General features: G+C 44.5%; 20 protein-coding genes, 1 tRNA gene and 1 pseudogene. 4 read left to right on the forward strand and 18 right to left on the reverse strand.

What is annotated here, in order from left to right; all coding sequences use genetic code 11:
* Positions 1-162 precede the first annotated feature (162 nt).
* Both ACYQ4O_RS06615 and ACYQ4O_RS06620 read left to right on the forward strand, forming a co-directional pair.
* Entirely contained in the window at positions 163-1566 is a 1404-nt protein-coding gene (locus tag ACYQ4O_RS06615; protein WP_460175138.1) for a transposase, read from the forward strand.
* Positions 1567-1825: 259 nt separating this feature from the next.
* Positions 1826-3328, forward strand: coding sequence for a DASS family sodium-coupled anion symporter (locus ACYQ4O_RS06620; protein ID WP_460175139.1), 1503 nt, complete (start codon positions 1826-1828; stop codon positions 3326-3328).
* Between the two features lie 93 nt (positions 3329-3421).
* On the opposite strand, the gene trpA is transcribed toward ACYQ4O_RS06620, so the two are convergent.
* From trpA to rnr, 18 genes and pseudogenes are all read right to left on the reverse strand, one after another.
* The gene (gene trpA / locus ACYQ4O_RS06625; RefSeq protein ID WP_308514179.1) at positions 3422-4183 is read right to left on the reverse strand and encodes a tryptophan synthase subunit alpha; all 762 of its coding nucleotides are present in this window, start codon (positions 4181-4183) and stop codon (positions 3422-3424) included.
* Positions 4176-5360 carry a tryptophan synthase subunit beta gene (gene trpB / locus ACYQ4O_RS06630; RefSeq protein WP_308514180.1) on the reverse strand — a complete coding sequence of 395 codons (1185 nt, stop codon included), beginning with the start codon at positions 5358-5360 and terminating at the stop codon, positions 4176-4178. The genes trpA and trpB overlap by 8 nt, the downstream gene beginning before the upstream one ends.
* Positions 5361-6071: 711 nt before the next feature.
* The gene (locus tag ACYQ4O_RS06635; RefSeq protein ID WP_308514181.1) at positions 6072-7067 is read right to left on the reverse strand and encodes a helix-turn-helix transcriptional regulator; all 996 of its coding nucleotides are present in this window, start codon (positions 7065-7067) and stop codon (positions 6072-6074) included.
* 183 nt (positions 7068-7250) lie between these two features.
* Positions 7251-8675 (reverse strand): threonine synthase, encoded by a 1425-nt coding sequence (thrC, locus tag ACYQ4O_RS06640; RefSeq protein WP_460175140.1) that lies wholly within the window; start codon positions 8673-8675, stop codon positions 7251-7253.
* Positions 8675-9985, reverse strand: coding sequence for a homoserine dehydrogenase (locus tag ACYQ4O_RS06645; RefSeq protein WP_308514183.1), 1311 nt, complete (start codon positions 9983-9985; stop codon positions 8675-8677). The genes thrC and ACYQ4O_RS06645 overlap by 1 nt, the downstream gene beginning before the upstream one ends.
* Positions 9986-10246: 261 nt before the next feature.
* Positions 10247-11434: pseudogene (gene alaC / locus ACYQ4O_RS06650) on the reverse strand (alanine transaminase); the annotation flags it as partial.
* Between the two features lie 178 nt (positions 11435-11612).
* Positions 11613-13283, reverse strand: coding sequence for a PhoH family protein (locus ACYQ4O_RS06655; RefSeq protein ID WP_460175141.1), 1671 nt, complete (start codon positions 13281-13283; stop codon positions 11613-11615).
* A 26-nt stretch (positions 13284-13309) separates the two neighbouring features.
* A complete protein-coding gene (locus ACYQ4O_RS06660; RefSeq protein ID WP_282196426.1) occupies positions 13310-13795 on the reverse strand; it encodes a DUF456 domain-containing protein in 486 nt (161 codons plus the stop codon).
* 7 nt (positions 13796-13802) lie between these two features.
* The gene (gene dnaB / locus ACYQ4O_RS06665; protein WP_066593611.1) at positions 13803-15209 is read right to left on the reverse strand and encodes a replicative DNA helicase; all 1407 of its coding nucleotides are present in this window, start codon (positions 15207-15209) and stop codon (positions 13803-13805) included.
* Between the two features lie 195 nt (positions 15210-15404).
* Complete coding sequence (locus ACYQ4O_RS06670) at positions 15405-15893, reverse strand: prolyl-tRNA synthetase associated domain-containing protein (RefSeq protein ID WP_460175142.1); 489 nt, start codon at positions 15891-15893, stop codon at positions 15405-15407.
* Positions 15894-16027: 134 nt separating this feature from the next.
* On the reverse strand, positions 16028-16744 hold the full coding sequence (locus ACYQ4O_RS06675) for a potassium channel family protein (RefSeq protein WP_308514188.1): 717 nt from the start codon (positions 16742-16744) through the stop codon (positions 16028-16030).
* A 10-nt stretch (positions 16745-16754) separates the two neighbouring features.
* Complete coding sequence (locus ACYQ4O_RS06680) at positions 16755-18602, reverse strand: TrkH family potassium uptake protein (protein ID WP_460175143.1); 1848 nt, start codon at positions 18600-18602, stop codon at positions 16755-16757.
* Between the two features lie 436 nt (positions 18603-19038).
* Positions 19039-19488 (reverse strand): 50S ribosomal protein L9, encoded by a 450-nt coding sequence (gene rplI, locus ACYQ4O_RS06685; RefSeq protein WP_308514190.1) that lies wholly within the window; start codon positions 19486-19488, stop codon positions 19039-19041.
* A gap of 14 nt (positions 19489-19502) precedes the next feature.
* A complete protein-coding gene (gene rpsR / locus ACYQ4O_RS06690; RefSeq protein WP_066593626.1) occupies positions 19503-19775 on the reverse strand; it encodes a 30S ribosomal protein S18 in 273 nt (90 codons plus the stop codon).
* Between the two features lie 2 nt (positions 19776-19777).
* Positions 19778-20071 (reverse strand): primosomal replication protein N, encoded by a 294-nt coding sequence (locus ACYQ4O_RS06695; RefSeq protein WP_066593628.1) that lies wholly within the window; start codon positions 20069-20071, stop codon positions 19778-19780.
* 14 nt (positions 20072-20085) lie between these two features.
* Positions 20086-20508 (reverse strand): 30S ribosomal protein S6, encoded by a 423-nt coding sequence (rpsF, locus tag ACYQ4O_RS06700; protein ID WP_277030713.1) that lies wholly within the window; start codon positions 20506-20508, stop codon positions 20086-20088.
* 126 nt (positions 20509-20634) lie between these two features.
* Entirely contained in the window at positions 20635-21375 is a 741-nt protein-coding gene (rlmB, locus tag ACYQ4O_RS06705; RefSeq protein WP_460175144.1) for a 23S rRNA (guanosine(2251)-2'-O)-methyltransferase RlmB, read from the reverse strand.
* A gap of 17 nt (positions 21376-21392) precedes the next feature.
* Positions 21393-23822 carry a ribonuclease R gene (rnr, locus tag ACYQ4O_RS06710; RefSeq protein WP_460175145.1) on the reverse strand — a complete coding sequence of 810 codons (2430 nt, stop codon included), beginning with the start codon at positions 23820-23822 and terminating at the stop codon, positions 21393-21395.
* Positions 23823-24043: 221 nt separating this feature from the next.
* Between rnr and ACYQ4O_RS06715 the strand changes: the two genes are divergently transcribed.
* Both ACYQ4O_RS06715 and ACYQ4O_RS06720 read left to right on the forward strand, forming a co-directional pair.
* Positions 24044-24130 (forward strand) — tRNA-Leu (locus ACYQ4O_RS06715).
* Positions 24131-24442: 312 nt separating this feature from the next.
* The gene (locus tag ACYQ4O_RS06720) at positions 24443-25729 is read left to right on the forward strand and encodes a C40 family peptidase (protein WP_460175146.1); all 1287 of its coding nucleotides are present in this window, start codon (positions 24443-24445) and stop codon (positions 25727-25729) included.
* Positions 25730-25737 lie beyond the last annotated feature (8 nt).

A 25737-nucleotide genomic window follows, 5' to 3' on the forward strand; every position in this document is an offset into this window, starting at 1 on the left:
TACAATTAATCGAAATAAAGAAATATGAATGATTATCTGTAAAGCCCACTTTCTCGGCGGCTTTCTCTTAGATTCTCAAATTTTTAAAAAGACGTCAGACTTCCAAAGATCTGATTTTTAGTGATATTTAATAATTGCAGGGCGTTCTGCCCTAATGTTCATATGGAAACAAAACGCACTCGTCGTTCATTTTCGCCAGAATTTAAAAAACAGGCAGTCCAAAGAGTTTTGCTCTTAAAAGAGCCGGCCGCTAACGTTTCAGCAGAGCTTGAAATTAAGCCGGAAACTCTTTCAAAATGGATCAAAGATTACGAAAAAATGGTTGCCGAAGACCCAAGTTATGCGGCAGCCAGCGCCCCAAAACGCCCGGTAATAAAATTAGCTAAAAAGAAAACCGCACCGGAAACAAATGAATCCTTGGAAGTTCAACCCGAAAATCCCGTAGCGAAAGAATCAGTTCCGACAGCTCCGGTTTTCGAGCAGGTTGAAACCAAAGTCCAAGAAGCTCCTGTCCCAGAATTTGTACAGCCTCAGGAACCAGCCGTAGAACCGGTTGTCCTCACTGTTCCGGTTGAAAACGCCGCTGCAGAAGTCCAACCTGTATCAGAAAACCAGGAAGTATCCGGAGCCCCGGCAGCTGATGATATCAATCAAAGAGCTCAGCAAAATGAAAAAGGTTTCGGCTTACGCAGACAAGGCAAGCAGTTCCGAAATCAACGCCCTAACCGCAACGAAAAGAATCAGCCTAAACCGAACCAGGAATTTATTCAGCCGACAATGACGGTAAGTGAGTTTGTTGAAGAACCGTCTGCCCCTGAAGAACCTCCAAAACCGAAGAGACCGGTTCCCAAGGCTTCCGAAGGCCGTTCTTGGAGAGTAGCTCATGCTTTGGATCAACGTCCGAACTACCGTGAAGAAAACGAAGAACACGGTTACGTTGACGAGTTCTCCATTCCTGCAGAAGACTTAGAACAAGTCTGGCAGATTTTAAGCATCATGCAGGAAAAAGCCGACACTCGCGCCTTTGCTGAAATGGTTCATCAAAAGGGTCTAAATATTCCTGACGAAGTGCTCGAAAATCCAAGAGTAGCCACAATGCAGGGCCCGAACGTTCCCAACAAGCCTTGGTTGAGAAAGATGAGACTGCATCCGGCCGCCGAAGAATTCTTCCAAACTACTCCGGATTACGCTAAAGCCGTATACGAAACTTACGAAGGTCTTGATATCAGACTAGACAAGAACAGTGAAGGTACTCCAATTCTCTCCGTAGAAAGAACGCCAACCGGTTCCAGAGAAATCACTATCGACTTCTCCAAGTTTGATCGCTTTGTTGACGACTTCTATGGTGATTTCGTCAGAGACTGCAAAAAAGTCATGATGGAATTGAATCCGAAAGAATATCCGGGACTCAATGCTTTTATTCGTATTCCAGATGAACCGATGTGGAATCCGAAATTATGGGCCGGTGTCCGCACTTTCACTTGGAATGACGGCGAATCCCTGTCTCAAGCTTGGATTAGATACGCCAACTCCTTGAGAAGAAACAATCGTCCGCATCGTTATTAAGGGCTTAAAGCTTATGCTTTGAAAGCGTGAGCAGCAGTCTACAAACTCGGTAAAGGTTTATTTTTTCTTTACCGAGTTTTTCTTTTCCTCGATATCCGTCGCATCCTCTCCTTTGGACCTTTACCTGTCCTTTTCTTTACAAGCATTTTCTCGGCTTATTTGTTTCGCTCAAGGTACCGAAATGGGCGACACTGGCATATTTTTTGCTTGTCTTTAGTTGAGGTGCTTATGACTTAAAACAAAAGAAAAGGAAAGAAAAATGGAAGCAACACTTAAGACCGGACTTAGGAACCCTAATGTTCTTGAATGGGGAAAATGGAAGAAATTCGGCTTTATCAGCGCCTTTATTGCCTTAACCGTTATTTGTCTCCTCCCTGAACAGCCGGGACTTTCTGTTGCAGGCCAACGCATGATCGGAATTATGATTTTTGCCGTCATTCTTTGGTCGACTTCCGCAGTCTCCTATCCCGTTTCTGCAGGTCTCATCATGACCTTAACAGCGCTCTTTATCGGCTTTTCTCCAGGCACCAACCCGGATCAGATTATAGGGACAACCGCCGGAATGAAAATGGCTCTCGTCGGCTTTTCATCGCCCGCATTCTGCCTGGTTGGTGCTGCTCTTTTTCTTGCCGCAGCCATGACGATTACGGGACTGGATAAAAGAATTGCTTTGTTCGTTCTGCACAAGGTTGGTGCTGAACCAAAACGGATCGTCCTCGGAGTTATTCTCTGCGGACTTATTCTTTCCTTTTTCGTTCCATCCACTACTGCCCGTGTGGCCTGTTTAGTTCCAATCGTTATCGGTGTGATTCAGGCTTTAAATCTGCCGATGAAATCAGCCTTTGCCGCAGCACTCATGATTACCGTCGCTCAAGTGGACTCCGTTTGGAATATCGGCATCAAAACTGCAGCTGCTCAAAACATGGTTGCCGTCAATTTCATCCGAGAGATAACAGGCACTGACATTACTTGGATGAACTGGTTCATTGCAGCCGCACCATTTGCCGCACTGTTGTCCGTTTGCTTGTTCTTCCTAGTCTGCAAGTGTTTCAATGTTGATTCAACAAAACTTGAGAGCTCTTCTGAAATCATCGGAGAGAGACTTCGAGAACTCGGCCCGATGAGTAAGAATGAATGGAAGCTTCTCATTGTTTCCATCATTCTGCTCTCTTTCTGGGTATCCGAAAAAACACTTCATCAGATAGACACCACAACAACGACCGTCTGTGCTATCGCTATTCTTATGTGCCCAGGAATCGGCGTCATGAATTGGCAGCAGACAGTCAACAAAATTAATTGGGGGACGCTGCTTCTATTCGGTGTTGGAATCTCTCTCGGATCGGCCCTCCTCTCCACTAAAGCGGCTCAGTGGCTTGCCGATATGATTGTGTTAAGTTTCGGCCTTGAAAACTCCACAACTTTCATGATTCTTGCCGTAATGGCAATATTCTTAATCGTTATTCACTTAGGATTTGCCTCAGCGACAGGTCTTGCCGCCGCTATCATCCCAATTATTATTGCCGTTCTCGGAGCACTTAAAACACCGGGAGTTAATATCATTGGTATGACGATGATTCTTCAGTTTGTAATTAGCTTCGGCTACATCCTTCCGGTTAATGCTCCGCAAAACATGATTGCTTATTCCACGGGAACTTTTGAAGTGTCTCAGTTTGCGAAATTCGGTTTGATGTTTACATTAGTCGCTTACGGCCTGTTATTGGTGTTGGCACAAACGTATTGGAAGTGGCTTGGCTTAGTCTAGTTGAACACTCAATCCCGATAAAAACGTCCTTCCGGCAGCCAATTCGGAAGGACGTTTTCCTTTGAAATTAAATTCTCTTTGGGATTATGAAGATTAAGCTCTTAAGCCTCTAAGATATTCCGCCGCGGCCTGAGGAGCATTCTTACCTTCTCTGGCGGTAATTCGAACAATATCTTCTGCAATAGCAAATCCATCACAGAGTCCTTTGAGCTCATTGATGAGTTCTGCTGTGACCTCACCCAACCCCACTATGCACGGCAGTTCAGGGTTAGCTTCTTTTGCCAACTGAACCATCTTAGTCACGTTGGCTTTGAGGACATCCGCGGAGACCGGGCCTAGAGCGCCGATACAGTAAAGATAACCTTTCGCTTCCTTTGCAATAAAACTGATTCTCTTGCCGGATGTCGGTGCCACTGTGAAAATAAAATCAATTCCGTACTGGCGGCAGAGTTGTGAGAACTCTTCTCTTTCTTCATAAGGGACATCCAATAAAGCCAAGCCGTCAATGCCGATTTCCTGACACTTTTTCAAAAATGCCTCAGTCCCGTAACCGAAAACCACATTGGCATAAGTTTTGAAAACCAACGGGATACTAACTTCTTTCCTGAGCTCACTAACCATTTCAAAAATCTTGTTAGTTGTTGTCCCGTTTGCTAAAGCACGAACGTTAGCCTCTTGACCCAAAGGACCCTCTCCTGTCGGATCAGAAAAGGGGATTCCCAACTCAACTAGGCCGGCACCGTTCTTAGCTAATGCTTTGACAACTTCTTTTGTAGTCTCTAAATCCGGATCACCGCATGTCACGAAAGGAACTAAAACTGTCGGTGCCGCAAATGCTTGTTTAATGCTACTCATTGATGTCTTCTCCTTTATATCTAGCAATTGCCGCACAGTCTTTGTCGCCGCGGCCCGAAATATTGATAACCATGATTTGGTCTTTGTCCATGGTGGGGGCAAGTTTTAATGCGTGAGCAACCGCATGAGAGGATTCGATTGCAGGAATGATGCCCTCGGTCTTGGCTAAGTATTCGAAAGCATTAACCGCTTCATCGTCTGTCACTGCAACGTATTCGGCTCGGCCGATATCATGGAGATAAGAGTGTTCCGGCCCTACTCCGGGATAATCCAACCCGGCAGAAATCGAGTAAACCGGTGCGATTTGACCGAACTCGTCTTGGCAGAAGTAACTCTTCATGCCGTGAAAAATACCTTCCCTGCCAACAGAGATAGTTGCGGCTGTCTCGGCCGTATGGATGCCTCTGCCGCCGGCTTCGCATCCGATTAATCTCACGCCTTCATCATCAATGAAATTGTAGAAAGCGCCGATAGCGTTACTGCCTCCGCCGATGCACGCTAAAACAGCATCCGGAAGACGTCCTTCTTTTTCAAGGATCTGCTCTTTGATTTCTTTGGAGATAACAGCCTGGAAGTCCCTGACGATTTCCGGGAAAGGATGAGGGCCCACTGCAGAACCGAGACAGTAATGGGTATCATCCAGACGTTTAACCCATTCTCCCATTGCTTCGTTAACTGCATCTTTAAGCGTTGCCGTTCCCGATGTAACCGGAACAACCTCACTTCCCAACAGTTTCATTTTGTAGACGTTAAGGGCCTGTCTGACGGTATCTTCCTTACCCATATAAACAACACACTCCATCCCTAAAAGGGCTGCAGCAGTTGCAGTCGCTACACCATGCTGACCTGCACCGGTCTCTGCAATCAAACGGGTTTTACCCATTTTCTTGGCAAGCAGAGCTTGTCCGAGAACGTTATTGATTTTGTGAGCTCCGGTGTGATTAAGGTCTTCTCTCTTTAAATAAATTTTTGCTCCGCCTAAATCTTCCGTCATACGTTTTGCAAAATAAAGTCTTGACGGGCGACCTGCGTATTCATTCAGAAGTTCCTGAAGTTCTCTGTTGAATTCCGGATCATTTTTGTAATGCTCATAAGCTTCTTCAAGCTCTGATGCTGCGTTCATCAATACTTCCGGAATGTACTGACCACCATGTTTTCCGAAACGGCCTTTACTCATTGTTGATTCCTTGTGATTCTTTTCTTAAAAAGTTGCTTAACTTACTGATCGACTTGTTCAGCTTGGACGCTGAAACTTTTCTCGGTTTCTTACGGCTTGACTAAGTCTCTTTTGGTCAAGCCGCCAGAATGTGAAATTCGAGACTTCTCCGGCATCTACGCCATCGGAAAAATTCTTCATGGCAGATTTCTCTTAGCTGCTTGGTAAGTTTTGAAGCTATCGTTTCTTCCAAAAGAAAACTCAAGAAGGAGAAAGAAAAGAGAGTGACAACTTTGTCCTTAATACAAAGTCCTCTTTCCTTCGAACATGTTGTTTGGCACATGATTGCTCCTCTTTTTGAGGGCAATCAAAAACCCGCCCTCAAATAAAAATTCCGTAAAACTTTTATTCAAGGACGGGCTGTTATTAGCTCGCGGTGCCACCTTGTTTCATAATTGACCTGAATTTATACAAGTCTCTTATGCACTTTACAGGGAACCATCATTCCCTTGGGTAACTAACGTATCCCTTCACGTCGCAGAATACTAGGTTGTCAAACCGTTCCTTGCGCCCTCAGTGACCCATTATGCAAGTCTGCGTTCTGCTCGGATCTCAGCTGCCCGAACTCTCTGTGAGTGCACAACAAGCTTTACTTTCACTTCATAGGTTTAAATTTGATAAGTAGATTACCAAACAAAAAAAGGAAAAACAGAAATCTCCGCATTAATTTCTTCAAGATTGTCCCGCTTTGGTGTTTTCGATGATCTCGCTCTTCTCTACCTTAACAAAACCTCCGGACTCTCTCCAGCTCTCGATCCAGCCATTCAATAAAATTGAGTCTTCAATCTCAACGGTCAGTTCGAAATTTCCGTTATCAAGCTGAACAATTTTCTGGGTCGGATTAAACGGCGTTTCTTTCATGTTCACGGCAGTTATGGGATTGGTAAATTCAATCTTTAATTGGACTTTGCTGCCGCTTCCGTAATTAAAGTGGTTGTTCTTCACGTAGGACTTTAAATTAAAGTTTTTGGGATACTCGGCCTGCATGTCCACGATTCGAACATCTTTCATACGATGAAGAGCAAAATGGCGCAGTTCGCCGCTCCCAACGTACTCACAAACTAGATAAAGCCGCACTTCCTGCTGGACTAGTCCTAAGGGAGAGACTCGAACCTGCTTATCTTTTCCGTCACTGGTGGTGTAACTGATGTCAAGCTGTTTGCCTTCGAAAAGTCCGGCAGCAACTTCATTGAAAATACGAGTGAGGATCTTCGGAGGCATCATGGGAATGGAGCCGGAGACAACCGCAACCTTATCCAGCCATTTTTGACGGAGCTTGTCTTCGCTGCCCCGGCCTGGATCGTCTGACTCAGAAAACAAATAATCTAGAGAATTACTAACTTCAGGCGGAAGCTGATATTTTAACTGCTCTTTGGCAAGGTTAAGAAGCAGTTTAGCGTTGTTGTCCAGCCTTAAGGTCTCAAGGCTGGTGACTGTTTTCGTTCTTCTATATCCGAAGGGTTTAGAAGAACTATCGCACATGATTCCGCAGTCGGCCTCAACCAACTCTTTCAAATACCGCTGAAAAGTCCGCTTGTTAACGGAGAATCCGGAATTCTCAAGGACCGTCAGCAGCTCTGTGCTAGATATTTTTCGATCAGAGGGAATCCTTTTCAGAATTTCTAAAAGAAGCCTTACTTCCCCAACTCCTGTAGTGGTTCTTGCCATATTTTCTTATCCGAACTTAGTTGTAGAGGATATTTTACCTGGCCAATAGATCGATTAGGTGGGTACATTTTTTTTATCGCTATGGGCTCCAGGAAAAACCTATATTCTGGCTCCATAAATAAAAACTCCCGCGATAATTCCTTCAAGGCTTCATCAGCGGAAGTTTTTGTTTAGTTGTTCAAATTAGGCGTTCTGTTCAATAAATTCTTTAACTAATTGAACATTTGCCGGCATATCCACGACCTTTTGCGGCTTTTCTAATATGCCTTCATATCCGTTAGGAACCGGGGGTTCAAAGCCCACTGCCTCAACGATAGTCTTTCCGAATTTAGCCGGAAGAGCGGTTTCAAGACAAATTGTTTTGACGCCGTCAATCTTCATCTTGTAGGCGGCATTTAAGCCGTCTGCCGTGTGAGGATCAACCAAAAACTGATGTTCGTTCCAGGTCTTTCGGATTCTCTCGATGCGTTCCTCATGAGTGCTGCGGGCAGAGCAAACTCCGCTAGCCTTTACACGCTCCCATTCGGGGCCATCCAACAAGAATTCACCTTTGGTCTTCAATTCATTCCAAAGTTCGCAAACTCTTTCCGGATCTTTGCCGCAGATGTCGTAAACATAACGTTCAAAATTAGACGCTTTGGAAATATCCATGGATGGAGAACTTGTCACGTAAGTATGAGCAGAATCTCTGACCTTATAGCGTCCGGTCTTGAAGAACTCGTAAAGGACATCATTCTCGTTGGTTGCGACGATAAGCTGTCTAATCGGCAAGCCCATTTGCTTAGCAATCCAACCGGCTAAAACATCACCGAAGTTTCCGCTTGGAACAGAAAATGCAATTTCCTCATCCTCACTTTCTGTAGCCTGAAGCCAGCCGCTGAAGTAGTAGACGACCTGTGCAGCGATACGGGCCCAGTTAATGGAGTTGACGGTTCCGATGGAGTATTTGGTTTTGAATCCCAAATCAGCCGAAACAGCTTTCACGATATCCTGAGCATCATCGAAACTTCCTTCGACGGCAATGTTGAAGATATTGCCGTCAAGCAAAGAATACATCTGAGCTCTTTGGAAATCGCTCATGCGGCCTTTCGGAGACAGCATGAATACTTTGATGCCTTCACGGCCTCTCATCGCATATTCAGCTGCGCTGCCGGTATCTCCGCTCGTTGCACCGAGAATATTGAGCTGTTCCTGACGTTTAGACAAAACGCATTCAAACAAAGCGCCAAGGTACTGCATTGCCATGTCTTTGAATGCCAACGTCGGGCCGTTGGACAACTCAAGAATGCCGATTTCTTTGTCAAGCCAGACTAGAGGCACAATCTTCGAAAAATCCGTTCCCTCTCTGCCGTGGTCATAAGTTTCCGACGTATAGGTGGACTCGCAAAGATGCGCAATTGTTGAGCGGTTCATGTCTTTGGCAAACAAGGCGGTAACGGCCGTTGCCATTTGAGCATAGTTCAAACCTCTCCACGACTTCAGAGTTTCTTTAGAAACCTGAGGATATTGGACGGGCACAAAAAGTCCTCCGTCCTTGGCTAGACCTTGGAGAATGATCTCTGTATAGGTGGCGGCAGGAACGCCGCCTCGTGTAGAAACGTACTGCATTAGTGAAGTTCCTCTTTACGCAGCAAGACAATTGGTCCGCGAACACTGGAAAGTTCCTGCATGGTTCTGATAGCCTTCTGAACGTCGGCTTCCTTAGTGGTATGAGTCATCATGATGACTTCAGTCTGATGGACCTTCTGAGGAGCTTCTTTCTGGATCAAGGACTCAATGGAAATCTTGTTGTCCGCGATGATTCTAGTGATTTCAGCCAATACGCCCGGTTTATCTTCCACGGGAATTCTCATGTAATAAGAACAGACGGTATCTCCGAAATCAGCCCATAGATTAGCGTTATGTTTTGCGTCAACGGTCGGCATCTTCGGTCTTTCAGAGACATCGACGGAAGCTGTACGGGCAATGTCAATCAAGTCTGCAATAACGGCACTTCCCGTAGGTTCGCCGCCGGCGCCCTTACCGTAGTAGAGAGAACTTTCTGCGGCATCGCCTTTAACGACGACAGCATTCATTGCTCCTTCTACATTAGCTAAAAGTCTTCTGTTCGGCACCAAAGCAGGATGAACACGAACTTCAACGCCGTAATCCGTATTCTTAGTGATACCGAGCAGCTTGATTCTGAAACCGAGCTCTTCTGCATACTTGATGTCTTTAGCTTCAAGCTTGCTAATGCCTTCAATATGAACTTTCTGCATATTGACAGGAACTCCGAAGGCAATAGCTGCCAAAAGCATGATCTTGTGAGCAGTATCGATACCCTCGATATCAAAAGTCGGATCGGCTTCCGCATAGCCTAACTGCTGTGCTTCTGCCAACACGTCTGCAAAACTTCTTCCGGTATCACGCATAGTAGAAAGGATGAAGTTGCAGGTACCGTTGATGATGCCGGCGATCCATTTAACATCGTTAGCGGCAAGACCTTCTCTCAAACCCTTAACGATAGGAATAGAACCTGCGACGGCAGCTTCAAATGCTACGTTGACGCCCGCCTTCTCGGCAGCAGCAAAAATTTCATTACCGTATTCAGCCAAAAGAGCTTTGTTGGCGGTAACAACATGCTTGCCTTTAGAAATGGCTTCAAGAATAAGAGAACGAGCCGGCTCAATGCCGCCCATTACTTCGACCACGACGTTGATGTCGGGATCGTTGACGATGTCTTTCCAATCGGAGGAGACGATAACGTCTTCAGCAACGAGCGGAACGACTCTGGCGGTATTTCTGGCAACGACTCTCTTAACGGAAATATCCGTACCGGATCTTTTAACGATCAAGTCCTTGTTTCTTTGAAGAACATCGTATGTTCCTTTACCCACATTGCCGAAACCGGCAAGACCAACTTTAATTGAAGTTGCCATTCTCAGTTATCCTTATTTCTTTGAAGATTTAGAGGTTTTTGCTGGTTTTGCCGCCTTTTCCTTTGCTTTCTTTGCTGCAGGCTCTGCTTTAGCGGCTGTAACTTTTTTGCCTTTTTTCTTTAATCCTTCAGACTTAGTTGTAATGTGCGGAACCTCTTCCGGCTTAAGCGTAACTTTTGGCTTTGCATTAGCTTCAGCTTCAGAAGGCATATGAGCGCCTTTCCAGCGGCGAGTAACGCTCTGACGCTTATGAGAAGCGGTTTCAAGCAGACCATCTTCAATAAACATCTTCTTGATGCCGCGCAACGCCTGTCTGATACGGTCAACGTTTTCAATCAGAGCAATACGTACAAAACCCTCGCCGTATTCACCGAAACCAACTCCGGGAGAAACAGCAACTTTAGCCTTGTCCAACAGGTGGTTTGCGAACTCAACGCTGCCCATCGGTTTGTAATAATCCGGTAATTCTGCCCAGATGTACATGGACGCCTTCGGATTTTCGACCATCCAGCCGATTTCGTGAAGGCCTTTAACCATCACGTCTCTTCTGTGTTCGTATTCTTTTCTTACTTCTTCCACACAATCTTGAGGACCGTTCAAAGCTTCGATAGCACCAACCTGAATAGGAGTAAATGTTCCGTAATCGTGATAGCTCTTAATTCTTGTCAGAGCGGCAACCAAATCTTTGTTACCGACCATGAAACCGATACGCCAGCCAGCCATGTTGTAGCTCTTACTCATGGTGAAGAATTCAACGGCAACATCACGGGCACCCGGAACCTGCATAATGGAAGGAGCCTTGTAGTCGTCATAGACGATATCAGCATAAGCCAAATCATGAACGATGTAGACGCCGTACTTCTTAGCTAAAGCAACCAATCGTTCGAAGAAGCTGATATCAACGCACTGAGCGGTCGGATTGCTTGGGAAACCTAAAATCATCAGCTTAGGTTTCGGAGTTGTTTCAATAACAGCTTTCTCAAATTCGGCAAAGAAGTCTGTTCCCGGAGCCATCTTCACGCTGCGGACGTCAGCACCGGCAATAATTGCGCCGTAGATATGAATCGGATAGCTTGGGTTCGGAACCAAGATAGTATCGCCTCTGTCCAAAGTGGCGAGCATCAAGTGAGCAATACCTTCTTTAGAACCAATCGTAACGATAGCTTCTTTATCCGGATCAAGATCCACATCAAATTTGCGCTTGTACCAATCACAAATAGCTTTTCTCAGACGAGGGATACCTTTAGAAGCAGAATAGCCATGGGTTCCCGGACGCAGAGCGACTTCAACGAGCTTATCGACGATGTGCTTAGGAGTGTCTCCGTCAGGATTTCCCATGCTCAAATCGATAATATCTTCTCCTCTGTGTCTTGCCGCCATCTTCTTCTCGTTAGTGATATTGAAGACATAAGGAGGAAGACGTTTAATACGTGGAAAATCATTATTCATTTAAGGATCCTTCGATTTTTTGATTACCTGGACCTGCGTCCAATCCATTGAGATCTTATGAATTTACCATTATGACCGATTCAATAACGTGAATTGGATGGATTTTCAACAAGCAGGCAAAAGAAAACGGATCCGAGAGAATTTTCACGGATCCGTTTTCTTTTGAATTGAAAGAAGTTTACAAAACGTCAGTTGCGTAATCTGCAAGTCTCGAACGTTCGCCTCTTTGCATAGTGATGTGACCGGAGTGTTCCCAACCTTTGAAGCGGTCAACAACATAAGTTAAACCGGAAGAACCTTCGGTTAAATAAGGCGTATCGATCTGAGCAATATTGCCTAAGCAGACGATCTTAGAGCCCGGGCCTGCACGCGTGATCAAAGTCTTCATTTGTTTCGGCGTCAAGTTCTGAGCTTCATCAATAATGACAAGCTTGTTCATGAAAGTACGTCCTCTCATGAAACTCATAGATTTAATGCGGATTCGAGAACGAATCAAATCGTTGGAAGCTCTCCGGCCCCATTCGGAATCATTTGCACTTCCTCTGTTGAGAACTTCAAGGTTATCGTCGATAGCGCCGAGCCAAGGCGTCATCTTCTCTTCTTCGGTACCCGGAAGGAAACCGATATCTTCGCCGACGGAAACCGTCGCGCGAGTGACAATAATCTCATTAAAGCGTCTCATTTCCATTGTCTGGGTCAGAGCCGCCGCTAAAGCCAAAAGGGTCTTACCGGTACCGGCCTGCCCTAACAAGGTCACGAAATCAATTTCCGGATCCATCAAAAGACTTAAAGCAAAACCTTGTTCACGGTTTCTAGCCGTAATTCCCCACACGGAATTTTTCTGAGAGGTGTAATCAGGAAGAACTCTAACTATCGCAGTGTTTCTGTCCACGCTCTTAACCTGACCGTAGAACGGTGTCCCTTCTCCCTCGTGCCAAATAAATTCATTGACAATGAAAGAAGAAACAAGAGGTCCGGTAATTTCGTACCAGGTATAACCGTCTTGCTGCCAAGATCTCAAATTCTTTCCATGAGCTTCCCAGAAGTTTGCAGGCAACTGTTTTGTTCCGCTGTAAAGAATATCGCTGTCTTCAATCATCTTGTCGTTGAAGTAATCTTCAGCCTCAAGATTGAGAGCAGCGGCCTTCAGGCGCATATTGATATCCTTGGAAACAAGGATAACTTGCTCAGACGGACGGCTTTCCTTTAATCCTCTGACAACGGCCAAAATTTGGTTATCTGCCTTTCCTGCCGGAAGCATCGGAAGCTGAGTAGAAAAAGGCGTCGTTTGAACGTAGAGTCTGCCGAGGCACTCTTTACTGCCGAGCACGGAAAGAGGAATACCTTCCTCAATCGGACCTTCAAGATGCTGAAGGATTGCATCCAACGTTCTGCTGACCTGTCTGGCATTGCGTGCCACATCGGTCATGCCGCTCTTATGGTTATCGAGCTCTTCCAATGTAATCATCGGAAGGTAAACGTCATGCTCCTCGAAACGGAACATACTTGTCGGATCATGAAGAAGGACATTGGTATCCAAAACATAGAGCTTGCGACCTTCTGAGGCTCCCGCTTTGCTGCGTTTCAGTTTTGGCTTGTGATTGTTTTCAGACAAAGATGGAACAGGAGCAGCCTTGACAGCTTTTTTAGCTGCACGGGCAACGACTTTCTTTTCTGTGCCCTGAGCTGCTTCAGTCATAACTTCCGCTGTTTGAGCAGTTACCGGCTCCACAGTGCTCTTGGCCTTAACAGTTCTTTTTCTTTTTGATTTTTCCTGCTTAATTTCAAGCTGAGCCGGAATATCTTTAACAATTGAACCCGGTTTTGTAGGTGCTGAAGGTAATGGCATATTCTTTCCTGCTTTTAATATTTCTTTTAGATAAACCAGGCAGCAATCAAAATCCCGACCATAGTGAAAGCCAAACCAAGCTTGACTACAGTGCCGATTATCATGCCGATCCAAGTGGCAACTCCAACCTTGCCGCTTTTGATCATATCCTGATGGTCAATGAATTCGCCGATTGCCGCCCCAATTAAAGGCATAAAAAGCAATCCCCAAAGACCAGTAAAAATTCCAACGAAGGTTCCGATCATGGAACCGATAATTCCAAGTTTCGTTGCCCCTGCTTTCTTTGCCCCGAGCGACTGTCCGACCCAATCAATAATCAGGCCGATAACAGTCAGTACGCCGATAATGACAATCGGAGCAACTCCAATTTTTTGATAATCATCAATGTATCCGGCCAGCCAAGCTCCGAAGAAAATCATCGGCAAACCCGGAAGAGCCGGAATAATAGTGCCGGCCAATCCGACAATAATCAGCAGCACGGCCACTATCCACAAAATAATACTAAGCCACATATTCCTTTTAATCCTGCGGTTGGTACTCCTCTTGGTACCCGTATGCTTTACTCTTGAATCGAGTAAATTCTCCTTCGAAGATCATACCTATTGTGCCGGTAGGACCGCTTCTTTGTTTGCCGATAATGAGTTCAGCATCTCTTTCATTTCCCTCGACTTTGTTATAAACACAGTCTCTGTATAAGAAAAGAATCAAGTCAGCATCCTGTTCGATAGCACCGGATTCTCTCAAGTCGCTCATCATCGGTCTTTTATCGCCGCGTTTTTCCAAATCACGGTTCAGCTGAGACAAAGCCATAACAGGGACCCCCAGTTCTCTGGCTAGGGCCTTGAGTCCTCGGGAAATCGCACTGACTTCAACCGCACGGTTTTCTGACATGACTCCCCCGCTGGTTGCACTGGCCAACTGCAAATAGTCAATAACGATAAGACCTAATTTGCCGTAACGGCTCTTAAGTTTTCTTGCTCGAGAACGGATGTTCATCACTGATAAGTCGTTGCCTTGATCAATAAGCAGGTTGAGATCCTTCATGGTTTGGACGCCATTGTAGAAACGGCCCCACTGGTCTGCATCCAAACGTCCGGTTTTAAGATTGTCCTGAGGAATTTCTGCAAGGCAGCTGATCATACGGTTAGCGAGCTGATCCGCACCCATTTCCAATGAGAAAATTCCGACCGGCAAACCGTCCAATGCCACTTGAAGAGCAACGTTCAAAGCAAAAGCTGTTTTACCCATGGCAGGACGACCCGCAACAATAATGAGTTCACCATCATGCATACCGTCGGTCATCTTATCCAGATCCGCAAAACCTGTTCGAATACCTCTGAACTGGCCTTCCGGAACCGGATTTTCCATCAGCTCCTTGAGCTGTTCTTCCAAGGTTTTAAGAGCTGCACCTAAAGAAATGAAATCACCTGAACTTCTTTCCAGATCTTCCGAGATAGCCAATACTTTTGCTTCGGCCTGATCCAGCAAGTCCTCGGCCTGCAATCCTTCAGGAGTAAAGGCTTGGGCAGAAATTTCTGACCCTACTGAAATTAATTTTCTTCGAATAGAACGATCTCGAAGAATTTCTGCGTAGCGAATTAGGTTAGCAGAACCGGGGGAATAGTCGGCCAGACGATTGAGGTATTCAATTCCGCCGGTCTCTTTCTCCTGATTCATTTCTTTCAGACTGTCGGCAACGGTAATGACATCTGCAGGATGATCATTCTCGACAAGTTTAAGGATGTGTTCGAAAATGAGCCTATTGCCATAGTCATAGAAGTCATTGGCATTGATTTTGTCAGAAATGATATCCAAGGCACTGTTGTCGACCAACAATGCACCAAGGATACTGTCTTCAGCCTCTTTTGAGAAAGGAGGAAGTCTCAGTTCTTTTAGTTCATTTGCAGGTGCAGACGGATTTTCCATTTAAATACCTTATAACTACTTCTTTTTTACTAAAAAAGTTAACTAATCTGCCTCTTCCTAACGGAAGAGACCTACATTTCACTTCACAGCTTACCGATGAATCTTACAATTTCAGCCACCAAAGAGTATCAACGGGTTGTTATTTTTTTAACGAGTTTTTTGAATTTTGTCGAATGATTTGGAAGTGGAAGAGGATCATACATCCACAAGAAAAATTTGGTTTCCGTGCTCTTGGACTATATCCAGTAGATCTTGGGTTTTTAGCCAGATAGTAGCTCTATTGTCGTTCGGATGTACACCAATCAGTCCCGAAGACTCCAAAAAAGCTCGGTCTAAAAAGAATAGAACTTTGCATTCTTTATCATTTAGAAGGGGGAGCGGAGTCACAGCACCGGGGAACAGTCCGAGGTAATTTTTAAGATCAGTCTCGGAGGCAAATGAAAGAGACCGTGTATTGTTTTGTCGAGAGAACTCTTTCAGATTCACCTTTTTATCGCCTTTCACCGTAATGAGGTAATAATTCCTTTTTTTATCATCCCGAACAAAAAGATTTTTTGCCTCATCTCCGGGATACGGCAACTCTAATGCCGAAGCCTCAGCCATATTGAAAACAGCTCGATGTTCAGTCACTTCAAAATGGATATTCTTCGAATTCAAAAGTTCATAGACTTTATGCTTCGGCATCTTTAACATCCTCTCCATCTCAGGCACTCGGATCAAAAGTTTAATTCAACGAAAATGTCTTTTTCTCGCTGAATCAATTTGAGTTACTAGAGAGCGTTGAGAAAGGCTCCCTGAACACGGAAGCTTACAGGCTCTTAGACAGAGAATACAGTCGTCTCATCGGCTACCTTTTTAGCAAAATCGATGAAGTTGTCTTTTGTCCCTACTACTACAATACAGTCACCGACTTCTGCCGTCTCTTCCTGAGCTTTTCGCTCAATATCGAGCAAAATCTCTTCTTCCGTCACCAAACCTAAGAGGTTCTTTGATACCTTTTTCCTAGTGGCAGAAATCAGAATAAGACCGAATCTGGCAAGATTGAAATTTCTATACGGGAACCCGACAAATTTCTTGGGAACTTCCAGCTTAGAGACCAAATACTCCGGCGTAACGCTAAGAGAAGTTACCTGTGAATGAAAATTCAGCTCGTTTGATAAATCTTCGGCCGCCCGTTTTTCAGGCGTCAGAATCCTGTCTATAGAAAAAGCCTCCAAAATAGATTGATGGAGGTCATCAATAGCGCGAGCAAAGATTCTCTTGACCCCGCCCTCTTTCAAAAGAGCGACCGCCCGCAGACTTGAACGGAAATCCTCTCCGATCGCTACAATAGCTATATCGATATTCTTCAACGGAAGCATATTCAAGGAGCTCTTCTCCGAGCAGTCCATCATGTAGACGGAACTCAATTTGTCTTTAACTGCCTCCAGATTATTTTGTTTGTTATCCACGCCAATAACTTCATTCCCCAAGAGAGTCAGATTTATGGCGAGATTCCTCCCATAAGTTCCCAAGCCAATTACTAAATAACGCATAACCTTCTCCTTAGTTAATAATGACGTTTTCTGTCGGATACGTGCTGTCTATTTCTTTTTGTGCTCCTAAAAATCCCATAAGAATTGACAGTAATCCGACACGGCCTAAGAACATGGCCATACAAAGGGTGTATTTAGAAGCAGAAGACAGTTCAGCAGTAATTCCCATTGATGAACCTACTGTAAACAATGCCGACATCACTTCAAAAATAATGTCTTTAAAACTCATCTGCGGTTCTAAAAACAGAAGTACAAAAGTAAAGAAAAAAACCAATAAAGTCGAAATAACAGCCACGCTGTAGGCTCTGTTTACAGCGGAAGCGGAAATTGTGCGATTAAAGGCGGAAGGTTCTTTATGACCTGTAATCGTTGCCTTCAGACTCAGCAAAATAACCGCTAACGTATTTACTTTGACGCCGCCGGCCATTGACTGGGATGAGCCGCCCACCCACATTAAAAGGCAAACCATCAAAACGGTCGGAACGGCAAATTCGGCAGGATTGACGGAAGCAAATCCTGTGGTTCTCGGCAAAATGGCATTGAACAAAGATTGGATGACTTTTGTAGAAAAATCCATTCCTTTTAAAGTACCGTTATATTCAAAAATAAAAAAGAAAATTGTTCCCAGCGCTACTAATACCAATGACGTAATCAATACGAGTCTGGTATTCAAATCTACTCTAACCTTTGATTCGAATCTTTTGTCTTTCCAGATAGTTCCTTTAATTTTTCCAACAAGCTTGTCTTTATAGTTAATCAAAATCGGGAAACCTATAGAACCTAAAAACATCAGAAAAGAAATCTCTAAATAAAAGCTCTGAGAGCCCAACATTAGAGCTTGGTTGCTTAGGCCATCTTTGATGGTGGAAAATCCCGCATTGCAGAAAGCGGACATGGAATGAAAGATCGAAAAAATCAATCGATCGTGCGGGGATGCAAAAAGTTCGGGAGGCACCGACATGTAAATTGCAAATGCTCCAAGGCTTTCTATCACTAAGGTAAATCCAAGCATATACAGCACAGTCGGCAGAACGGCATCCATGGATTTTGAATAAATAGCGTCTCTTATCAGCAGTTGGTTATAGATAGAAGCTGAGCCGGAATAGAAAATAGAGAATACGCTGGTAAACGCAATAAGCCCTAACCCGCCTACCTGAATCAGAATTGAAAGAATCAACCATCCGAACGGTGTGAACATGGTTGAGATATCAAGCGGAGAAAGCCCGGTAACACAGACGGCACTCGTTGCAATAAAAAATGCGTCGGTATAGCTGATAGGAATAGTTGTGCTTTTAGGCAGCATGAACAAGAATGAACCAATCAGTATTACAAATAAGAAACTGCTTGCTAAAAGCAAAGAAGGATTGGTCTTCTTTCTGTCAGCTAACTCCAGGCACTTGGCGCTTAAAAAAATGATGGAATAGCTGATGAGCGTAAAGGTTAAAAAATCTTCGCTTTGCAGATAGTCGAGAATATGATTCTTACTGTCAGGACTCAAAAAAGCAATTAAGCACACAAGGACCAAAATATTGACTGCAATTCTCAGCCACCCGCTTTTTATAAAGTACTTTTTAAAATCGAAAATAAGAGCCAGAACAACAATGAAGCTGAACCAAGCCAAACATATGTGAAGGCAAATGAGAATTCGGTTCACATCCTTGGCGGTAGTGTTCAAGCCGTATAACGATGCTATCCCGACAAGCGCTCCGATACAGAAAAAAATAGTTATGGCAATGCAGCTTATTCTGATCGCTTTAAGAATGAAAGACGGATCATGGAACTTAGAAATCTGCTCATGAGAATGACGCCACAAAGAACGCTTTATGTTCTTTTCCAGCTGGCTAAGTTTCGAATTCATGATTCACCTTTCCTTCCGCTGGGCAATTTCCAAGAAAAAGCCTTCAGAACAGAATTTCCCACAAATCCCGGCACCGAATTCGTAATAATTTCTTGCATCCTTGTTCGTGTAATGTTGTAACGAGAAAAGGATAAGGAAGAAATCGAAAAGAAGAATACTATCGATCCTCAAATCGAGGCCTAGAGTTCAGAACTGAAGAAAGGAAAAGCTGCTGAGTAAAATTCTTTGTACAGAAATTTTTGAAATTAAAGATATATATTCAGCAAGTTGAAACTTTCACCCAATGGGTGTTTATTATCCGTTGGCCGCTAACTATTTTGGTCACACAAAATATAGCGAAAAAGAAATATCTCTCGGTTCTCAGAGATAGAGTTATTAAAAAAGACCTCTCAGCGTAAACCGAGAGGCCGTAAGTCAAAATTAAATTGACTGCAGATTAAGCTTCAGCAACAACCTTAACTACTACATCAGCGATGATGTCGTGGTGAAGGTCGATCTGGAGTGTGTATTCGCCAATAGCCTTGATTGCGCCCAATGGAGTGCGAACCTGGCTCTTGTGGATTTCGTAGCCGAGCTTATCAAGAGCTTCAGCAACATCCATATTAGTAACAGAACCGAACAAACGTCCGTCAACACCAGCCTTAGAAGCGATAGTAAGAACGATACCGTTGATCTTTTCTTTCAATTCTTCAGCCTTAGCAAGACGTTCTGCCTGAGCGCGTTCGAGCTCAGCACGCTTTGCATTGAATTCGTCCAAAGCAGCCTGTGTAGCACGTTTGGCTTTCTTTGTAGGAATCAAGTAGTTGCGGGCAAAACCATCTTTAACTTTGACGACGTCGCCAAGCTGACCAACATGAGGAATTGTTTCAAGAAGAATAACTTGCATCTCTTTTCCTCCGATTACTGGTTGTCAGTGTAAGCAAGAAGAGCAAGGAAGCGAGCGCGCTTAATTGCTGTATCAAGCTGACGTTGATAACGTGCCTTAGTACCAGTCAAACGTGCAGGCATAATCTTGCCGTTTTCTTGGATGAAGTCACGAAGTGTGTCGATATCTTTGTAGTCGATCTGTTCAACATGATCAACTGTGAAGCGGCAGAATTTTTTGCGTTTGAAGAGCGCATTCTGCTGATTAGGGTTACGAGGTTTACCCTTTCCTTTGGCGCCAAAAGCCATGATTAAACTCCTTTATCGTATTCCGTAATGTGTAGAACTAGCTTAGATGAACGTACTGAAGAAGTAGCGATGAATCCTCGAAGAATTAACTGAGAACCAAGCTCTTCTTTACTGAGAACCTCTCCAATCTTGCCCAGTGCAACTGCGGTAAATTTGAAGTTGTTCTTTCTATCGCTGTCAGCTTCTTGAGTCACACCGGTATGCTGAAATCCGCATTCACAGACCGCAACACCGGCCAAGGTGTATCTCAAAGCCTCTCGGCTGATTAACTGAGCTGACAGTTGGAAGCCGTTCACCTAGAACCTCAGAATTAGGCCTGTGGTTCTTCAGCTTTTTCTGCAGGTTCAGCAGCAGCTGGTTCTTCTGCCTTCTTAGCAGCTTCAGCAGCAGCGGCTTTGCGAGCCTCTTCTTTTTCAACAGCCTTCATCATTGGAGAAGGTTCTGTTTCAGCTTTCTTCATCTTGACAGTGAGGTGACGAAGAACGGCGTCGTTAAAACGGAAACCATTTTCGATTTCATCAAGGACTTCTGGACCGCATTCGATGTTCATAAGAACATAGTGAGCTTTAACAAGCTTTTCGATCGGGTAAGCCAACTGACGACGGCCCCAATCTTCAACGCGGTGTACTTTACCTCCGTGGCTTTCCACGAAAGTCTTATGACGTTCAATCATTGCCGGAACTTGTTCGCTTTGATCCGGGTGAACGATGAAACAAATCTCGTAATGACGCATTTAGCCTCCTTATGGTTTTTAGTCGCCCGGAGCGTCTTCCGGTGTGACAAGGACTTCGAAAACGCGAAATTCTACACCTTTTTACACTTAAATAAAAAAGTTGAAGTCCGCGGTTTTGTAAATAAATTAAGCAGTTCTTTGACGAACCGTCTCATAAAGACAGATTCCGGCAGCAACGGAAACGTTCAAACTTTCCACACTGCCGAACATCGGAATACTGGCAAGGTCAGAACAGCGTTTTCTGGTCAGCTGACGCAATCCGTCGCCTTCGGCTCCGAGAACCCATGCGAACGGACCTGTCTGATTAAATTCAAAAATTGTTTTGGTTGCTTCCCCGGCCGTACCAACTACTTCAACACCGGCATCCTTTAATTCAAGAATACTGGCGGCAAGGTTGGTCACTCTGACGAGAGGAATGCTTTCCGATGCCCCGGCACTTGCTTTGATAGCAGCCGGAGTCAAATCTGCAGATCTATCTTTAGGCACAACGACAGCCTGAACACCGGCTGCATCCGCAACTCTTAAACACGCGCCCAGATTTCTCGGATCGGTAACACCGTCAAGGATCAGCAAAAGAGTTTTCGGATTAATTGCGTCCATCAGATCATCAAAGCTCATTGCGCTTTCGATAGGCTTTGCTAAAGCCACCAATCCTTGATGAGGAATGCCTCCTGACAATCCTTCCAATCTTTGATGATCGGCCTTCATGACTCGAACACCGGCTTTTGCCAGTTGCTCAAGAATCTGCTTCATGCGTGCATCACGACGATTAGGATCGGCGTAAACAGCTTCAATAGTTGAAGGATCTTTTTTCAATCTTGCGCTGACTGCATGAAAGCCGGTCAGCACAGTATTATTTTTTGCCATTCTTCAAATCTGCCTTCTTATTTGGTTTTCGCAGCCGAAGCTCTTTTGGAGCGCGCCGAAGTCCTTTTCGGCGCCTTTTCTTCTTTTGCAGGCTCGGCTTTTGTTTTTTCTTTAGATGCTCTGGATCTAGACTTAGCAGAAGATGCTTTAGCTGCCTTCTTGGCAGGAGCATCCTCAACCGGAATAAATTCTATTCTGCGGTTCTCTAAGTCACAACGCATTAGTTTAACTCTAACAGGTGTGCCTAATTTATAGACCTTGCCTGAGTAGGAGCCTTTCAGTTGATTCAGTTTTTCGTCATAGACAAAGTAATCGGCGCCGAGCTCAGCAACGTGGATGGAACCTTCTACATAGTAGTCGTTCAAAGTAACAAAGATTGCAAACGGAGCTACTCCGGTCACCACTCCGCTGAACGTCTGTCCGATAAAGTCCCTCATGTAGTAGCACTTTAACCAGGCCATGACGTCGTAGCTGGCTTCATCTGCCCTTCTTTCGTATTCAGAGCACAACAAACCAAGTTTTTCCCAGGTTTCAATGTGAGGGATCTTCTTCGCACCTTCTTCAGATTCAGCCTCCGTCTTTCTAAGCTGGAGGGTTGTTTCAGACAGATCGGGCTCAACCAACAGTTTCGGAACGTAATGTTTACCAGCCAAAATTCCTCTGATAGCTCTATGGACCAACAAATCCGGATAACGTCTGATCGGAGAAGTAAAGTGAGTGTATGCCTGATAGGCCAATCCGAAGTGTCCAAGGTTATGAGGACTGTAAACCGCCTGCTGCATGGATCTCAAAAGCAGCATCTGAAGAGGAACCTTATCCGGTCTGTCTTTAATCTTGTCCAGAACTTTGCAGTAATCTGCAGGTGTCGGCTTGTCTCCTCCTTCCAAAACCAATCCGAAAGGCGCAAGGCTGGCTCTGACCTTCTCCAACCTGTCTTCGCTGGGCGGTTCATGAACTCTGTAAAGGCATGGAGCTTTATTTAACTGCAAAAGATCTGCAGCGCACGTATTTGCCACCAGCATCATCTCTTCAATCAAGCGATGTGCATCGTTTCTCTCCCTTGGAAGAATTTTCTCAATCTTTCCCTGAGCATCGGCAACGATGTAGGTCTCGACAGTTTCAAAGTCCATCGCTCCTCGGTACTCCCGAGAAGTCAACAAAATTTTGAAGAGGTCATAAAGATCTTTTACATGAGGATATACATCCTTCATCGCAAGGGCTGCCGGACCATTCGGATCTTGCAAAGCAAGCCAAACATTGTCGTAAATTAATCGAGCGGCCGAACAAATGACTGCCGGGTAGAACTGATAGGCAATTACTTCTCCCTTACGGCTAAGAACGGCATCGCACACCAAAGTACACCGATCTACATTCGGATTTAAAGAACACAGCCCATTAGAGAGCTCCTCAGGAAGCATAGGAATAACTTTCGTTGGAAAGTACACACTTGTCGTTCGTTCCTGTGCGTCTTTATCAATCGCAGAGCCTGGTTTTACATAATGTGAGACGTCAGCAATAGCAACGAGCAAGCGGTAGCTTCCGTCTTTTCCTATAGGTTCGCAATAAACCGCATCATCGAAGTCTTTTGCATCAGGACCGTCAATTGTCACAAACGGAATGTCTCTTAAATCAACCCGGTTTCTCAAATCAGTTTTTGTGACGTGATCTGAAAACTTTTTGACGGCCTCAAGAGTTGCTTCGGAAAATTTATGCGGAACACCGAACTTTCTAACGGCAATCTCGATTTCCATGCCTTTGTCTTCCGGTTTCCCAATGACTTCCTTCATCGTCGCATGAGGGCGCAAGGACAAGAAACCGGCATCTTTCAGTTCAATTTCAACGACATCCCCCGGAGTAGCATTCTGGGTGTCTCCGTCAATAATAAAATCCTGCTGAATTCGCGGATCTTCGGGCTTAACAATCTTCCTGCCTTTCACGGGTTCGTACACTCCAACGATAGTCTTGAGTTTTCTTGAGACTACCTTATGCACGGAGGCGATCATCTTATCTTTATAGTCGAAACCAACGCATGTGGCTTCAACTCTGTCGTCAGGAAGCAGTTTTTCCATTTCTTCATCAGGGATGAAGAGATCCGGCACATCCTCGTCGCAAATTAAAAAACCAAAGCCATTCTTATGAGCCTGGACCACGCCGGTATAGATTTTTTTGTCTCCGATGTAGCTAATCTTATTAATGTGGTCACGTTTAATCTGTCCGTCTTTAACGAGCTGCTCAAGGACGTCTTTAACAAATGATGCGCTCACGCCGAATTTTTTAATCAGGCGAGTTATGAGGATCGACATTCCTATTTCACCTTGGCAGGAGCAAAGGTAATTCAAAAAACTCTCTTTGGCTTCACCAATAGTAGAAATCGGTTCGAAGTCTTCTTCCCATCTTGTTTCTTTAGATTTTTTTCTCGAAGTAATTTTGGGTTCCTCTTCAAGCAAATTTATATGATTTGAAAATTGTAACTTCTATAAATCGAGGAGACATCTAAAAACCGCTCAGACTGGAGAAAGTCTCCCACGGAGCCTTAAATTCCAGTTCAAAGGGTTTGGTGCCCACGACTGGACTCGAACCAGCATCATCTTACGGGCACCAGCACCAAAATTATCTTACGGACTCATATTTGACAACCGGATTTGTTTGTGTAAAATCTTGGGTTCGTGCCCATGTGGCGAAATTGGTAGACGCACCAGCTTCAGGTGCTGGCGCCTTCACGGGCGTGCTGGTTCGAGTCCAGTCGTGGGCACCAAAGATTTCGTCTTGAGAAGGGATTCGGAAAACCCGAGTCCCTTTTCTATTTCTTCTTTAAATTATCTTTTCCGATATTTCGTACGCAAATTAGCGCCCCGATTTGACCATTGACGCTCTTGACGTTTACAAATTATTTTCTCCACTTTCGTAAAAATTACTTTCAACTGTAACCAAAATCTGTTACTGTTACGCGCTTATTTTGTTTTCATTCAAGCGATAACAGAAACTTCCATAGAATTCTGTACAATATCCTGTTACAAATTATCTTTAAACTTTTCGACACTTGGTATAAGGCTTTTCGGTACCACAAATGAATTTTAAGAGTAGGTTAGGCACCATTATTTTTAGCGTATTGATAGGAAGTTCTCTTTGCGCCTCTCCCGCCTTTTCAGCTACGTCTTCTTGCGAAAACCAACTGGCAGTTGCTCGTGATTTAGTTATCAAAACAAACTTTGATCGCCGAACCGAAGTCGTTGAAATAATTCCTGCCTGTGTTAACGGAAAACTAGTCTTAAACGGAAAAACATCAGCCGAAGGAGTTTTGAGGAGCATCCTCGACGAACTCCTTCAAAAAAATATTAATTTCATCGATCAGGTTGTCATTCTCCCTGTAGAAGATGAAATTATTGAAAAGAGCTGGGGTTTAATAAATGTGCCTGTTGCTTCGATGCACGCTCAACCCAAATTTGCTTCGGCTTTGGTTACTCAAGCCGTATTAGGTACACCTATTAGAAAGATCCAGTCCCGCGGTGCTTGGGTACAAGTTCAGACCCCGGACGGCTATATGGGCTGGCTTCACAAAAAACAATTTAAATCTTTGAGCACTAGCGGACTGAGCAAATGGAATAGTTCGGACCTAGTCATTGTTACTAATCTGCATCTTGAGCTCAACGGGGTCAATAACGCTAAGAAGATGTTCCTCCCTGCCGGCTCTATCCTGAAGAGAATATCAGAAAGTAAAAACACCGTTACTGTTGCTCTCCCCTCCGGGATGATGGGAACGGTGAACAAAGAAGGAATTCAGGACTTTCATCAATGGGCCGCTGAAAAAGCGAAAGAAATTAATGAAGATCCGACCAAATTTATGGACAATGTTTTAAAGACTGCGGAAAGTCTTTTAGGCACTCCATATATGTGGGGAGGAAATACGGCTTCAGGCTTGGACTGCTCAGGCTTCATTAATACTATTTTCCGCTTGAACGGATTAATACTTCCCCGGGACAGCGACCAGCTCACCAATCTCAAAGGAAAAGTTAAAAGAAACCAAGCGTTTAAGAGATACGAGCTCCTGTTCTTCGGTAAAGAAGAAAATGGCGTAGCAGAAATCCAGCACGTTGCCATTGCCAAAAACTCCAATGAGTTTCTCCATGCTCTGGGAGATGTGCACGAGACTAGTTTTGAAAAGGATTCTGCCAACTTTGAACAATACGAGAAAGATAGATTCATGTTCTCGATGGAGTTGCCTGAAAAGTTAACGGACGGCACATGCTCGACAACTTTCAAAGACAATCCCTTCTTTGCAAAAGTTCCGAGAACTTTGCGCTATTGCATGCCGATTGATCTTTCTTTCCAGCGTCAGCCAAGCAGAAATTATTAAATTTTGAT

The sequence above is a fragment of the Turicimonas sp. TL08 genome (assembly GCF_054660695.1).

Bases quoted from the DNA above. Each gene is read 5' to 3' on its own strand.
- ACYQ4O_RS06615 (WP_460175138.1), top strand. From the start codon at position 163: ATGGAAACAAAACGCACTCGTCGTTCATTTTCGCCAGAATTTAAAAAA.
- ACYQ4O_RS06620 (WP_460175139.1), top strand. From the start codon at position 1,826: ATGGAAGCAACACTTAAGACCGGACTTAGGAACCCTAATGTTCTTGAA.
- trpA (WP_308514179.1), bottom strand. From the start codon at position 4,183: ATGAGTAGCATTAAACAAGCATTTGCGGCACCGACAGTTTTAGTTCCT.
- trpB (WP_308514180.1), bottom strand. From the start codon at position 5,360: ATGAGTAAAGGCCGTTTCGGAAAACATGGTGGTCAGTACATTCCGGAA.
- ACYQ4O_RS06635 (WP_308514181.1), bottom strand. From the start codon at position 7,067: ATGGCAAGAACCACTACAGGAGTTGGGGAAGTAAGGCTTCTTTTAGAA.
- thrC (WP_460175140.1), bottom strand. From the start codon at position 8,675: ATGCAGTACGTTTCTACACGAGGCGGCGTTCCTGCCGCCACCTATACA.
- ACYQ4O_RS06645 (WP_308514183.1), bottom strand. From the start codon at position 9,985: ATGGCAACTTCAATTAAAGTTGGTCTTGCCGGTTTCGGCAATGTGGGT.
- ACYQ4O_RS06655 (WP_460175141.1), bottom strand. From the start codon at position 13,283: ATGCCATTACCTTCAGCACCTACAAAACCGGGTTCAATTGTTAAAGAT.
- ACYQ4O_RS06660 (WP_282196426.1), bottom strand. From the start codon at position 13,795: ATGTGGCTTAGTATTATTTTGTGGATAGTGGCCGTGCTGCTGATTATT.
- dnaB (WP_066593611.1), bottom strand. From the start codon at position 15,209: ATGGAAAATCCGTCTGCACCTGCAAATGAACTAAAAGAACTGAGACTT.
- ACYQ4O_RS06670 (WP_460175142.1), bottom strand. From the start codon at position 15,893: ATGCCGAAGCATAAAGTCTATGAACTTTTGAATTCGAAGAATATCCAT.
- ACYQ4O_RS06675 (WP_308514188.1), bottom strand. From the start codon at position 16,744: ATGCGTTATTTAGTAATTGGCTTGGGAACTTATGGGAGGAATCTCGCC.
- ACYQ4O_RS06680 (WP_460175143.1), bottom strand. From the start codon at position 18,602: ATGAATTCGAAACTTAGCCAGCTGGAAAAGAACATAAAGCGTTCTTTG.
- rplI (WP_308514190.1), bottom strand. From the start codon at position 19,488: ATGCAAGTTATTCTTCTTGAAACAATTCCTCATGTTGGTCAGCTTGGC.
- rpsR (WP_066593626.1), bottom strand. From the start codon at position 19,775: ATGGCTTTTGGCGCCAAAGGAAAGGGTAAACCTCGTAACCCTAATCAG.
- rpsF (WP_277030713.1), bottom strand. From the start codon at position 20,508: ATGCGTCATTACGAGATTTGTTTCATCGTTCACCCGGATCAAAGCGAA.
- rlmB (WP_460175144.1), bottom strand. From the start codon at position 21,375: ATGGCAAAAAATAATACTGTGCTGACCGGCTTTCATGCAGTCAGCGCA.
- ACYQ4O_RS06720 (WP_460175146.1), top strand. From the start codon at position 24,443: ATGAATTTTAAGAGTAGGTTAGGCACCATTATTTTTAGCGTATTGATA.